This window comes from uncultured Fibrella sp., assembly GCF_964250085.1.
Lineage (GTDB): Bacteria > Bacteroidota > Bacteroidia > Cytophagales > Spirosomataceae > Fibrella.
Map to the genome: position 1 here is coordinate 906,491 of NZ_CAXUEC010000001.1, position 14,437 is coordinate 920,927.

8 protein-coding genes are annotated in these 14,437 nt (G+C 55.2%); 6 read left to right on the forward strand and 2 right to left on the reverse strand.

The window, feature by feature from the left end; all coding sequences use genetic code 11:
- Nucleotides 1-23 precede the first annotated feature (23 nt).
- From ACFE8Q_RS03610 to ACFE8Q_RS03630, 5 genes are all read left to right on the forward strand, one after another.
- Entirely contained in the window at nt 24-2,927 is a 2,904-nt protein-coding gene (locus ACFE8Q_RS03610) for a sugar-binding domain-containing protein (RefSeq protein WP_375443988.1), read from the forward strand.
- A gap of 138 nt (nt 2,928-3,065) precedes the next feature.
- Nucleotides 3,066-4,940, forward strand: a complete 1,875-nt coding sequence (locus tag ACFE8Q_RS03615; protein ID WP_375443989.1) for a rhamnogalacturonan lyase — start codon at nt 3,066-3,068, stop codon at nt 4,938-4,940.
- Between the two features lie 146 nt (nt 4,941-5,086).
- Nucleotides 5,087-7,627 carry a glycoside hydrolase N-terminal domain-containing protein gene (locus ACFE8Q_RS03620; RefSeq protein WP_375443990.1) on the forward strand — a complete coding sequence of 847 codons (2,541 nt, stop codon included), beginning with the start codon at nt 5,087-5,089 and terminating at the stop codon, nt 7,625-7,627.
- A 77-nt stretch (nt 7,628-7,704) separates the two neighbouring features.
- Complete coding sequence (locus ACFE8Q_RS03625) at nt 7,705-8,139, forward strand: nuclear transport factor 2 family protein (RefSeq protein WP_375443991.1); 435 nt, start codon at nt 7,705-7,707, stop codon at nt 8,137-8,139.
- A gap of 159 nt (nt 8,140-8,298) precedes the next feature.
- Nucleotides 8,299-9,705, forward strand: coding sequence for a glycoside hydrolase family 28 protein (locus tag ACFE8Q_RS03630; protein WP_375443992.1), 1,407 nt, complete (start codon nt 8,299-8,301; stop codon nt 9,703-9,705).
- 103 nt (nt 9,706-9,808) lie between these two features.
- Here ACFE8Q_RS03630 and ACFE8Q_RS03635 read toward each other — a convergent pair whose 3' ends face one another.
- Both ACFE8Q_RS03635 and ACFE8Q_RS03640 read right to left on the reverse strand, forming a co-directional pair.
- Entirely contained in the window at nt 9,809-11,956 is a 2,148-nt protein-coding gene (locus ACFE8Q_RS03635) for a hypothetical protein (RefSeq protein ID WP_375443993.1), read from the reverse strand.
- Between the two features lie 180 nt (nt 11,957-12,136).
- Complete coding sequence (locus tag ACFE8Q_RS03640; RefSeq protein ID WP_375443994.1) at nt 12,137-13,231, reverse strand: GntR family transcriptional regulator; 1,095 nt, start codon at nt 13,229-13,231, stop codon at nt 12,137-12,139.
- A gap of 162 nt (nt 13,232-13,393) precedes the next feature.
- Here ACFE8Q_RS03640 and ACFE8Q_RS03645 point away from each other — a divergent pair, with 162 nt between their 5' ends.
- Complete coding sequence (locus ACFE8Q_RS03645; RefSeq protein WP_375443995.1) at nt 13,394-14,380, forward strand: hypothetical protein; 987 nt, start codon at nt 13,394-13,396, stop codon at nt 14,378-14,380.
- Nucleotides 14,381-14,437 lie beyond the last annotated feature (57 nt).

Genomic DNA, 14,437 nt, shown 5'->3' on the forward strand with positions numbered 1-14,437 from the left:
CAGTATCATTTTCCTTCCCCAAAATGCTCAACTCGTTACGAACGTTTCTTCTTCTCAACTCTATCCTGCTATCGTTCAGCAGTACAGCCGCACCGGCACCTATTTCGCTCAAAGGCCAATGGCGGTTTCGGACGGACCCGGCTGACGTTGGGGTGACCGAAAAATGGTTTGGTGCCACGCTGCCCGAAACCATCAGGCTGCCGGGTTCGATGCTCGAGAACGACAAGGGCGACAAGGTGACGCTGAACACGCAGTGGACGGGCAGCATCTACGACAGTTCGTGGTATTTCAATCCGCGGATGGCCCGGTATCGGCAGCCCGATAACCTGAAATTTCCGTTCTGGCTGACACCTGCCAAGTATTACGTAGGGGCGGCCTGGTATCAGAAAGACGTGACGATTCCGAAAGCCTGGGCGGGGCAACACATTACGCTGGTGCTGGAACGGGCGCATACCGAAACCCGCGTCTGGGTCGATGATCGGGAGATTGGCCTGCAAAACAGCATGGTCGTGGCGCACGAATACGACCTCAGCAGCGCTCTGACGCCGGGGAAGCATACCATTTCGATTCGCATCGATAACCGCATCAAAGAGATAAATGTCGGTAAGGATTCGCACAGCCTGACTGACCATACGCAGGGCAACTGGAACGGTATTGTCGGCAAGCTCGAACTCCGCGCCGAGGCTCCCGTTTGGTTCGACGATGTGCAGGTCTATCCCGATCTGGCCAACAAACGGGCGCGGGTGAAACTAACCGTTCACCAATTGCAGAAGCAGCCGCTGTCGGGCACGATCACGCTGGCAGCGGTGAGTTTCAACACGCCGGTGAAACAGACGGTAAAGCCGCTGACGGTGCCGGTAACGCTGGATGGAACCGAAAAAGTTGTGGAAATTGAATTGCCAATGGGCGTAAATTTTCTGACCTGGGATGAGTTCGATCCGGCGTTGTATCGACTGACGGCCACTGTCAAAACCACCAGTGGACTACAAAGCGATAGGCAGGTATCATTCGGCATGCGCGAGTTTGGTATCGACGGAACCCGGTTCACCGTTAACGGTCGCCCGACGTTCCTGCGCGGGACGGTGGAGAACTGCCAGTTTCCGCTGACGGGTTACGCGCCGATGGACGTAGCAGCCTGGGTACGTGTCTACAAGATCGCGAAGAAGTACGGGCTGAATCACATGCGGTTCCACTCGTACTGTCCGCCCGAAGCGGCGTTTGAAGCGGCTGACCTCGTCGGTTTCTACCTACAACCAGAAGGACCAAGCTGGGCCAATCACGGGTCGTCGCTCGGCGATGGGCACCCGATCGACAAGTTTATTTACGACGAAACCGACCGGATGGGCAAGGCGTATGGCAACTACGCGTCGTATTGCATGTTGGCCTATGGCAACGAGCCGCGCGGTGGAAAGCAGGCGCAGTACCTGGCGAAATTTATCAACTACTGGAAAGCGAAAGACCCTCGCCGCAAATACACGGGCGCATCGGTGGCGATGAGCTGGCCCCTGGTTCCCGAAAACGAGTACATGATCAAGTCGGGGCCGCGTGGGTTGCCGTGGAATCAGCTCCCGGGAAGCATGGGCGATTACCGCAGTAAGATCGCTGATTTCAAGGTGCCGTACGTGACGCACGAGTTGGGGCAGTGGTGCGTATTCCCGAACTTCAACGAGATCAAAAAGTATACGGGCGTGTACAAGGCGAAGAATTTTGAACTCTTCCAGGAAGACCTCGCCGACCGCGGCATGGCCGACTTAGGCGCCGATTTCCTGATGGCCACGGGCAAGTTGCAGGTGCTGAGCTACAAGACCGAGTTGGAAATGGCCCTTCGTACGCCCGGTTCGGCTGGTTTCCAGATGCTGTCGCTTAACGACTATTCCGGTCAGGGCACCGCCCTAGTTGGCCTGCTCGACCCGTTCTGGGACGAGAAAGGCTACCTGACCGCCCCGGAGTTTACCCGTTTCTGTGCCCCGACCGTGTTGCTGGCTCGTTTGCCCAAGTTCGTGTATCAGGCCAATGAAGCCCTACAGGCTGACCTGGAGCTGTTCCACTTTGGCAAAGCGCCATTGACGAAAGCGCGCATCAACTGGACGCTGACGGATGCCAACCAGGCCGTAGTTGCCAGCGGTCACTTCGATCAGGCAACCATTCCGATTGGTAGCAACAACGCCATCGGAAAAATTTCCGTGCCGTTGACGAGTCAAAACAAGGCGCAGAAACTGACGCTGACGGCTTCGCTCGCAGGTACGTCGACTACTAATGATTGGGATATATGGGTGTATCCGACTATAGTGGCCGATGCCAAACCCGCCGACATTTATTTCTGTACCGAGTTGGATGCCAAAGCCGAAGAGACATTGAAAAACGGTGGGAAAGTGTTTTTGCAGGCGGCCGGTAAGATCGAGAAAGGGAAAGAAGTGGTGCAGCAAATGCAGCCGGTTTTCTGGAATACGTCGTGGTTCAAGATGCGTCCGCCCCACACGCTCGGCTTCCTGGTCGATCCGAAGCACCCCGCCTTCGCTGATTTTCCGACCGACTACCACAGTAACCTCCAGTGGTGGGAAATCGTGAACAAGGCGCAAGTGATGAACCTCGAAGATTTTCCGCTCTCGTTCCGCCCGCTGGTGCAGCCGATCGACACCTGGTTCCTGAACCGGCGGTTGGGCATGATCGTCGAGACGCGTGTTGGCACTGGTAAGCTCATGCTGTGCAGCGCCGACCTGACGAGTAGCCCCGAAACCCGACCGGTGGCGCGTCAACTACTTCACAGCCTGACGACCTACATGCAATCGGACAAGTTCAACCCAAAGGAATCCGTCGAGCTATCGGTGGTGAAAAAGCTGTTCACGACACCCTCGCAGGATACATTTAAGGCCTACACGGCCGATGCGCCGGATGAGCTGAAGACGAAAGCTCAACTGAAGCATTGATTGGCGTAGGTACGTTGCTGGTGTATTGTTGCTGACATCTCGTATTGCTGACGCCTGGTCGAAGGGCTCGCACGCGACGTACAACGTATCGCAAAGCAACACACTGGCACAAAGCCTATATCCTAATTATCTCAACCCATGAACCTTAAAACGATTTTCTTTCTGCTACTGAGCTGCCTGCTATCCACAGTAGCCACACTAGCCCAGCGCCAGATGGAACGGCTGAACCGGGGCGTCGTGGCCGTTCGGACGAGTGCTGATGCGATTTATGTAGGCTGGCGGCTGTTCGGGACCGACCCGGCTGATGTTGCGTTTAATGTATATCGTGGAAAAACGAAGATCAATGCGTCGCCCGTCACGGGTGCCACGAATTTGATCGATAAGACCAGTTCGGCAGGTACGTATACCGTTCGGGCTGTGATCAAGGGAAAGGAACAGGCCGCGTCGGAATCGGCGAGCGTATGGGCAAAAAACTACCTGTCGATCCCGATTCAGGCACCTGCCAGCGGCACAACTACTACCGGACAAGCCTACAGTTACGTCGCCAATGATTGCAGCGTGGGCGATCTGGACGGCAACGGCGACTACGAAATTGTGGTGAAGTGGGACCCGTCCAACGCCAAAGACAATTCGCAGGCGGGCATAACCGGCAATGTGTATTTGGATGGCTATAAACTCGACGGTACCCGGCTATGGCGTATCGATCTGGGCCGGAACATCCGGGCGGGGGCGCATTACACCCAGTTTATGGTCTACGATCTGGATAGTGACGGAAAAGCCGAAATCGCCTGCCGAACCGCCGACGGCACCGTTGATGGAAAAGGTAAAGTGATTGGCGATAGCACTGCCGATCACCGGAATGAAAAGGGTTTTATTCTGAAGGGGCCTGAATTTCTCACCATCTTCAACGGACAGACGGGCGCGGCAATGGCGTCGACAACGTACCTGCCGCAGCGCGATCCGGTGGGCGGCGATAACCCAACCGACGACCAGATGCGGGCTACCTGGGGTGACGCCAATGGCAACCGTATCGACCGCTTTATTGCCACGGTGGCCTACCTCGATGGGCAACGGCCGAGCCTCGTGATGGGGCGCGGTTACTACACCCGGCTCGTGCGCGTTGCCTGGGACTGGCGCGATGGGAAGCTCAGCCAACGATGGATTTTCGACAGTGAATCGTCGCCTGAAAACCGGGCATACCGGAGTCAGGGGAATCACCAGCTAACAACCGGCGATGTGGATGGCGACGGAAAAGACGAGGTTATTAACGGATCGAGCGTGATTGATGATGACGGTAAAGGATTGTACGTCAATGGCCTGGGTCACGGCGATGCGCTGCATATGAGCGATATGGACCCCGACCGGCCGGGTCAGGAGCTATGGCAATGCCATGAATCACCCCGCTCGTATGGCAACTACGGTCTTGAGTTCCGCGATGCCAAAACGGGTCAGCCGTTGTGGGGCGTACCGGGCACCGGAGATATCGGCCGGAGCCTTGCCGCCGATATTGATCCGACGCACAAAGGCTACGAATGCTGGGGGGCGACGGGTGGTTTATATGACTGTAAAGGGCAGCAGATTGGCACGGTTAAACCGCCGGTCAATTTCGCTGTCTGGTGGGACGGCGACCTGTCGCGCGAGTTGCTCGACGGCCCACGGGTGAGTAAATGGGACCCGGCTACCAACATGAACAACCGGCTGTTTTCGGCCACCGATGTGGCAGGCGGCGTGTCGAACAACGGCACTAAAGCGAACCCCGGTGTGACCGCTGACTTGCTCGGCGACTGGCGCGAGGAGATCGTTTATCGTAACAGCACCAACACGGAATTGCTGCTGTTTACCACTACAGAGTTGACGGCAACTCGCTTGTTTACCCTGATGCACGACGCGCAGTACCGCGTAGGCGTAGCCCACCAGAATTCGGCCTATAACCAGCCTCCGCACCCCAGTTTTTATCTGGGAACCGACATGGTTATGCCAGTACAACCAAACATCGTAACGAAAGCGAAATGAGGGGCTGATGGGTGCGTATGGCTGACGCTGAGCCGGGGGCGCCCAGTCGAAGGGCCTACAGCGCGAAGCAGCTAAATCGAGCTTAACCAAGTAAACGCGGCGACACGTGTCCCTTTACGTTCACAACCACGCTCTCCCTTGACCGGATGATACGACTATCCCTTTTTACCTTTTTTTTCGTTTTGTCGATTGCTTCGTTTGGGCAAAAAAAACAGACACTTTGGTATAAACAACCGGCCCGAAACTGGAACGAAGCCTTGCCCGTCGGCAATGGACGGCTCGGCGTAATGGTATTCGGAAAAGTGAACGAAGAACTGCTCCAACTGAACGAAGAGACCCTCTGGTCGGGTGGGCCGGTGAACCGGAATCCGAATCCGGGTGTCGCCAAATTCCTGCCTGAGGTGCGTGAAGCCCTGTTTCGGGAAGATTACGCACAGGCCGCCAAGCTGACGCAGAAAATACAGGGCCTATACACCGACGCCTATCAACCGCTGGGCGACCTGGTGCTGAAACAGCCACTGACCGGTACTGCTACCAATTATTACCGCGATCTGGATGTCGCAAACGCCACGGCAACCACCCGGTTTACCGTCGATGGCGTGACGTATACCCGCGAGATTTTCGTCTCGGCACCCGATCAGGTCATCGTTGTCCGGTTGATATCGAGCAAGAAAGGCGCGCTGAATTTTACCGCCGCTACCCGTAGCCCGCATCCCGTTACCAAAATGATTGTTGGGCGTGATGAACTCGTTATTCGGGGGAAAGCCCCGTCGCGCGCTGATCCAAACTACGTCAATTACAACAAACAGGCTGTGATTTATTCCGACAGTATGGGTTGCAACGGCATGCGGTTCGACTGGCGCGTAAAAGTGCGCTCGACCGACGGGCAGGCATCGACCGATACGGCTGGCATTCGCATTCAAAATGCTACCGAGACGATTCTGTACGTGACCGCTGCAACGAGTTTCAACGGCTTCGATAAATGCCCCGACAGCGACGGGCGCGACGAAAAAAAACTGTCGGAGACGTACCTGAGCAAGGTACTGGCCAAAGCGCCCGCCGTAGTCCGCCGCGACCATATTGCCGACTACCAGAAACTGGCGAATCGCATGAGCCTGACTCTGAACGGAGGAGCCTCCCCGGTAGATTTGCCGATGGACGAACGCCTGAAACGCTATGCCGAAGGGGGTGCCGATCCCGCGCTGGAGAGCCTCTACTTCGCCTTTGGCCGTTACCTGCTCATCTCGTCATCGCGGCCGAAAACGGCGGGTAACTTTAGTGTACCTGCCAATTTACAGGGTATCTGGAACCCGATGGTTCGGCCGCCGTGGAGCAGCAATTTCACAACCAATATCAACGCCGAGATGAACTACTGGCCCGCCGAGATGGTCAACCTGTCGGAGCTTCACACGCCCCTGCTCGACTGGATCGGTTACATGGCGGCAACGGGTCGCGAAACGACAAAGAATTTTTATAATATGGGCGGCTGGACAGTTCACCATAACTCGGATATCTGGGGGCTATCGAACCCGGTTGGCGACAAGGGGAAAGGCAGCCCGTCGTGGGCCAACTGGGCGATGGGCGGTGCCTGGCTAAGTCAGCACCTGTGGGATCATTATACCTACACCGGCGACCGAACGTACCTGAAAGGCTATGCCTACCCGCTCATGAAAGATGCCGCCCAGTTCTGCCTCGACTGGCTGGTCGATGATCAGAAAGGACACCTGGTTACCGCTCCGTCTACCTCGCCAGAAAACGTATTCGTGACCGAAACAGGCCAGAAAGGGTCCGTTTCAGTGGCCACCACAATGGATATGGCCTTGATCTGGGATGTGTTCAGCAATGTCATTCAGGCGTCGGAGCAGTTGAAGGTAGACGCTGATTTTCGTCAGAAACTGACTGAGGCCAAGAAGAAGCTGTTCCCGTTGCAAATTGGTAAGAAGGGCAACCTGCAGGAATGGTACAAAGACTGGACTGACGAAGACCCACAACACCGGCACGTATCGCACCTGTTTGCGTTGCACCCCGGCCGTGAAGTGTCGCCCCTGACCACGCCTGCCCTGGCAGCGGCAGCCCGCAAAACGCTCGAAATTCGGGGCGATGGCGGAACGGGCTGGAGTAAGTCGTGGAAGATCAATTTCTGGGCGCGGCTACATGACGGGAATCACGCTTACAAACTCCTCCGCGAACTGCTGAAACTGACCGGTATGGAAGGCACCGATTACGCCAATGGCGGCGGAACGTACCCAAACCTGCTCTGTGCGCACCCGCCGTTCCAGATCGACGGTAATTTTGGCGGCACGTCGGGTATCGGCGAGATGCTGTTGCAAAGCCATGATGGCGTATTGAACCTGCTACCCGCCCGCCCCGACGCCTGGGCATCGGGTGAGGTGAAAGGCCTGAAAGCGCGGGGCGGCTATGAACTGGATATGACCTGGGCCAACGGTAAACTAACGCGGGTTGTGGTGCGCTCGGCCCTCGGCGGCAACTGCCGGTTGCGGGTGCCAGGTACGTTGGTAGCCACCATCGGCACGTTGAAACCCGCCACCGGCACGAACCCGAACCCGTTTTACGCCTTACCCGAAAGCCAATACCGCACCCGAACGCCGGAAACCGCCACCAACGGCTCCGTTGTATACGATTTAGCCACCGTAGCGGGGAAAGCGTATGTGCTGGTGGGAAAATAGCGTTTTGTTGACGCGATGCGTGAGCAACCCAGCGAAAGCAAAGTATTGACTAACCATTTTTAAACCAGATTATACCAATGAAAACCCTCCTTTTTTTCGCCGCTACCCTGACCATGTGTGCCTTCTCTGGTACAGCCGCCTTCGCTCAGAAAAATGAAAAAGGCGTGGCTGAAGCCGTTGAAAGGCTCCGCAAAGCCATGATCGATCCCACTGAAGCTGAACTGAGCGCGCTTGTTTCCGACAAACTGACCTACGGTCATTCGGGTGGCAAGATTGAAGACAAAGCCGAGTTTATCAAGGCGCTGGTGAGCAACGATTCCGATTTTAAAACCATCGACCTGACCGAACAGAAAATCGAAATTATTGACAACACGGCGCTGGTTCGGCACGTGCTAACGGCTGTGACGGCCAACAAAGGCGTGCCAGCAACGGCGCATATCGGTATTCTGCTGGTGTGGGTGTATCAGAAAGGTGCCTGGAAAATGGTAGCCCGGCAAGCGGTTAAGGTGTAATGTCGTTGTTTGTCAGATAGACTGCTTCGCGCTGTGGTGTTGCTTCGCGCTTGTGGCCCTGAGCCTGTCGGGGACCGCACCGGCGGACCGGCCTAGTCGAAGGGCCTACAGCGCGAAGCCCATTACAGCGCGAAGCTTCCTACATTCAATTTCCCCAACATGATCTCTTTCTTCCTCTTTCTTTCCTTCCTGCTCCCCGCCACCGCTGATAAACCGGCACCACCCGCCTGGGTAAAACTGGTTGGCGCACGAATGGCCCCATCGAAGGAAGTGGTGTTTTCAACCGCTGCGTACGGGGCAGTGGCCGATGGGAAAACAATGGCTACCAAGGCTATTCAGAAAACAATCGATGCCTGTGCGGCAAAAGGGGGAGGCGTGGTGACGTTTAAAGCAGGGCAGTACCTGACGGGGTCGCTGTTCCTGAAAAAAGGCGTGACTCTGCACCTCGACAAAGGTGTTGAACTGCTCGGTAGTCAATCGCTGGCCGATTATCCGGAGATTGATACGCGGGTGGCGGGGATTGAGATGCGCTGGCCAGCGGCGTTGATCAATATTATTGATCAGAAAAATGTAGCCATTACCGGAGAAGGCACAGTGAACGCGCAGGGTAAGCCGTTTTGGGAGAGCTACTGGGCTCTACGCAAAGAGTATGAAGCAAAAGGCCTGCGCTGGATCGTGGATTACGACGCCAAACGACCCCGCACCCTGCTCGTTTCCGGCTCATCAGATGTAACCCTGAAAAGCATCACGCTCCAGCAAGCGGGTTTCTGGACGGTCCATATTCTCTACTCCGATCACGTTACGGCCGACGGCTTGGTGATTCGCAACAACATCGGCGGTCACGGTCCCAGCACCGACGGTATCGACATTGACTCGTCGACCTACGTTCTGGTGCAAAACTGCGACATCGACTGCAACGACGATAATTTCTGCCTCAAAGCCGGTCGCGACTGGGACGGGCTGCGCGTAAATCGGCCAACGGAATACGTGCTCATTCAGAACTGCGTGTCGGGTGCAGGCGGTGGGCTGATCACCTTTGGTAGTGAAACGTCGGGTGGTATCAACCACGTGATGGCCCGCAACCTGACTGCGAAAGGTACCGGCGTGGGCATTCGCCTGAAATCGGCCATGACGCGGGGCGGCACCGTGTCGGATATTTACATGGAAAATATCACGATGGACGATGTGGGTGTACCGGTGGAGGTGACCATGAACTGGAACCCCAGCTACAGCTACTCGACCCTCCCCGCTGGCTATACTGAAGCCACCCTGCCCGCCCATTGGAAAGCAATGCTGGCTAAAGTAGAACCAGCCGAACGGGGTATTCCGCACTTTAAAGACGTACACATTACCGGCCTGAAAGTCACCGGGGCCAAGCGTGGCATTATGGCGGCGGGCCTCGCTAATTCGCTGCTCGAAAACTTCACGTTCACCGACGTAACCATCGCCGCCACCACCGCCGGTCAGATCGACTACGCCAGAAACTGGACGGTGAAGAACCTTCAAATCACTGCTAAAGACAGCAAGCCCATCGTCGTGAAAAACAGCGATGGGTTGAGCTTGTAGGTGTCTGTCTTACTGTTGCGTGTTGCTTTGCCCTACAGCAAATGACATACCGACAGGGCGAAGCAATACGCAACAGCAAGACACAATGTGCTTGACAACGTACCTATGGCATTTTGGCCAAATTCTCCCAGCGCACTAGCCACTTGCCGTTTTTCGGGAAACCGGGCGATGTCACGCCTGAATCTGTATCCCAACCGGCGCACATCATGGCAACGGCAGCAAGTAAGCCCCCGTTGCCGGGCAGGTAAATGCGGAGGTTATCGCGCTGGTAGTTATGGCCGTTGTGTAGAAACGTGTTTTTCGTCACTGGCATCAGTAGCGCATCAATGGCTTTGTCGGGTTTGCCGAGGCGGGCGGCCGTCATCGCTACAAGCGGATAATCCCAGCCCCAGGTGCTTTCCCAATTCCAGACGGTCATGATCTTATCGAAGGTGCGGGTCATCGTGGGTACGTCGAGCGACGGGCTTTTGGGCATGTAGCCGTACGCGCCCAGCACCGCCGGGTGATCGGTCATGAACTCGGGGTTAGTGTATGAATCGGGAGCGCTTTCGGCGGCTAAATACAGCCCATCCTGCGTGGGCAACGGCGATAGCCCGGCCAGGACCTTATCCCAGTCCGGGTTGCGGGGCATCCCCAGCCGTTCGCGCCATTGCTGAGCCGTAGTGAGGCCCCACCACCAGTAGGTCAGCTCGAACGGCGGGTTGTAGGTGCTGGCGTATTTAAAGCGTTCCTGCGCCGGAATCATGCCTTTACCCAGTATGTACTTGCCCTTCTGCGGGTCGAGCCAGGCATAGGACGCCATAAAATCGGCGGTGGCGAAAACGAGGTCTTTGTAGGCGTTCAGCGTTTTCTGGTCGCGGTGATTCCGGTAGCTGAGTTCGGCGAAATAAATGAAGTGTGGCTGCTGCCAGATCAGGAACGGACCGATCGGCGAAGGGCTTTCATTCGCATCCTGATCCACCATTTTCTGCCAGCGAACGCCTTTAAAGCCCTGCCGTTGCGCCAGATCGGCGGCTCCGGGACGTGCTTTCTTGTACCAGCCCAGGCTTCTTTCGAGTAGCGCGGGTCGGTTCCAAAGGGCGAAATGGGCCGCATGCCACCAGTGCATTTCCAGATGTGGTTTGCCGTACCAACTGTTGTAGGTGAGGCCGGTTTCCTGCGGCGGAATAGTACCCGAACACTGAATTTTGGTCAGGTATTGCGAGAGCACAATCCGTCGCTCCAGCTCCTTTGCCCGTGAATCAGTACTGCCCGATAAGTCAACGGCCCCGCCTGTTGTCCAGAATGATTGCCAATGCGTTTGGTTAGCCTGTTGCGTAGCGGCAAACGTGGGTTGCGGGCTTTTGGCCGGTGCCGCACCCGACGTGAACCGACAGGTAAAATCGAACGTCGTGCCCGATTGATGCGGAGTTAGCACAAACTCGTGGGCCCTCACTTCGCGAACGGAAGCCTTCCCCGTCCAGGCGAGGGCGGTGGTGTAGCGTGTGGTGTCGAGCTGGCGTTCCAGCACCACGGCGTTTGCGCCCGTTGACCGTAAGCGCGTCGTGTGCCGGGTCGGCTTGTCAAAATCGGGGAACCCTTCCCAGGTACTGGCCCCGTACGGAAAGCGCAGCGTAACCTGTAAGCGGCCCGTCGTCACCAGTGGGGAACGTACCTGAACGGCCACCATATCCTGCACGGGGTGGCAGATCGTTACTACATCGACAGGCTGGTTGTCGACCTCGAAATGGCTGCGGATTTCGCCTTTCCACATAGCCAGCGTCTGCCGGATGTTCCGAAGATCGGCCATTTTTACGGTTGAGCCATCTGCTTTTTTCAGAGCGAACCCGATCATGCCGAGGTGCAGGCGATGTGGGTTTTCACGGAAATAGTTCGACACGGCCTCCTGCCGGCCAGCGCCTTTGATCGAAAATGTATAGGGCACTTTCCGGCCGTGCTGATCGATGGAATTGTACACCTCGCTCAGTTTATAATCGCCGGGATTGGGCACGGCATGCCAACCCCACTGCGACTGCGTGCCCAGCGGAACGGCGTCTTTGTAGTAATCTGGAAACGTTTGCAGACCCGTTGCATCGACGGTGAAAGCAAACTCGCCATTACCAACCGACACCGAACCAAGCGTATCGAAACGAGTATTGATCACGGTGTGGCGACTCACGAGCGCTTTACGATCAATTTTTGGGGTCGGCTTCGTTTGCGCAGGGGCGAGTTGAACGCCGAGAAAGGCGATGAGTAGCGATATAGAACGCATGAGCAGTGGCCTGAAGCTCCAGCTTCGGGAGAAGAAGAATGTATCGGTAACTAGTTTCTACCGAAGCTGGAGCTTCGGGCTACTGAGTACAAAAAGAAGCCCATCAGAGATCTAATGGGCTTCTCACATTTATGAGAATTAAGCTAAATAGAAGCAGTTGTCAAGCAACGTACCCGGCCACTATAAAGACTCCCGGCGGATCATATAGAACGGATTTTTGACTTTAATCCGCTTATTGTCGAGCAGGAGAGCGGCCGTGGTAAAGCCCATCGCCTCAAAATCGGTTGTAATAACGGTGATATTCAGTAACTCTTTGAGCGTGGTTTCATTGAACGAGATCATCCCGATTTCGCGACCGAGTACAAAGCTCGACTGGCGCACTTTCTTGACTAGTTCCGACAGGTCCATTTCTTCAACGACCACATAGGCCGTACCCGCCTGTAGGCTTTCGTTGAGCGCGTTTTCCTTAATGCAGAACTCCTTATTCGTGTTGATACAGAACGACTTGAAGCCGCGCGCAATCTCCACCGGATAGTTGCCGTCGCTGGGCAGAATCAACACCATCCGGTCGTATTTGGCCAGCAGGTCTTCGGCCGTTTCCAGGGCTTCCCGAATGTCTTTATCAAAGTTTTGGTGAACGCTCAGGAACGTACCTGGCAATTCGGGTACGTCTTTGTCGAGCAAAACCAACTGGTTGGATGGAATCGTTTCGAGCACCTTCATGTAATTGGCTTTGTCGAGGTCCTGCGTGAAATGAGGCATGATCACGTAGTAATTGTACTTGCCGAGGTTCTCTTCGATGATTTCCTGAAAATGCTGTGCGCTGTAGTGGTGAATCTGCAGGTCAACGTTGGCCCGGTCGCCCAGGGCCTTCAGGAAGGCGTAATAAATAATTTTCTTGTAGGAACTGAGCTTGTTGAAGACCAGCAGGATTTTCAGCTTGGGCGCCTCATTCGCCTGAACATAATACCCTTTCCCCTGCACCGACGTGATGTAGCCTCGTTCCCGAAGCTCGCGGTATGCTTTCTCGACGGTGTCGCGGGCCAGGTAATATTCAATGCTCAGTTCACTGATCGAGGGGAGTTGCTCGCCCTTCCGTAACACGCCCCGGCCAATATCGGTAATGATCGACTGGACGATCTGCTTATACTTGGGCGTCTTGTCTTTCGGGTTGAACTGAAGCTGGTAGATCGGGAAAGACGTATTCGGATACACATCGATAAAATCATACGACTGACGGCGTTGACGGGGTTCGATGGCTTGTCTCTGTAACATAACTGTTCGAGTAAAATACGTTTGGGCAAGAGGAAAAGACTGGAATGTCCAGGACACGGAGCGGTAATGTGACAGGTTAATTTTCGTCTGTTTTTAGACATAATCAAGAAAATATCTGATTTTATTTATGCAATCGTTACCGGGAACGTTGCCAGTCAAAACTTGCTGTTCCAACAAACGCTAAACCTGCCGGTTATCGGGTCGAAAGGAGCGGGTGGGTATTCCGGGCAATATGGTATTTTTGCGGACCCATTGGCGGGTACGTTTATGCTCGAAACTCTTTTTAATGCTGCTTCCTATCAGGCTGGCCGCTTCGTCGATACGGTGCTATCCCTGTTGAAAGTGCTGATCAAATCCCGATTTTCGGTCGAGATGCCTGCCCCACAACGGCCTGCCTGTTCCATATTGGGGAATGGGCCGTCGCTCCGCCAATCGCTTGATAATGACCTGGCGTTTATCCGCCAAACCGAGACGATCTGTGTCAACAACTTTGCGTCGTCGCCCGAATACGCCCAGCTACAACCGATGAATTACGCCCTGCTCGATCCGGCGTTTTTCCTGTACAGTGAGCAGAATAATAGCCGCAAAGACGTGGAGAAAACGATTCGCTGCCTGGTAAACCTCACCGTTTGGCCAATGAACCTATTTGTGCCGCAGTCGGCCCGGAGCAGCTACCTGGTGAACCAGCTTCACGGCAAACACCTGAATGTGCGTGTCGTTTTCTACAATTACACCGTGGTGCGGGGGTATGCCTGGTTTCGGCATTTCATTTTTCGGAATGGATGGGGCATGCCACAAGCGCAGAATATTCTGGCGGCTTCGCTCTATCTGGCCATTACCCGCCGTTTCGGGGAGGTTTATCTCTTCGGGGCCGATCATTCGTGGCATGAAGAGATCCGCGTTTCCGACAGCAACGAACTCCTGATCAAACAGGAACATTTTTACGACAAACCCGGCGACGCTACCCACATTCCCGTCTATGATGTGGTGAAGAAGGAAACCTCGCGGATGTCGGCACAATTTGCTTCGCTATCCAAAGCGTTTTATAGTTACGAAATCCTGCGCGACTACGCAGCCTCACTCAACGTTCGGGTCCTGAACGCCAGTGCAAAAAGCTACGTTGATGCGTTTAAACGAGTTAAAATTTAGTCATTACGCTTCGCTGCCATTAAGTAGTCATTCGCTTCGCTGTCATTTATTGTTTTT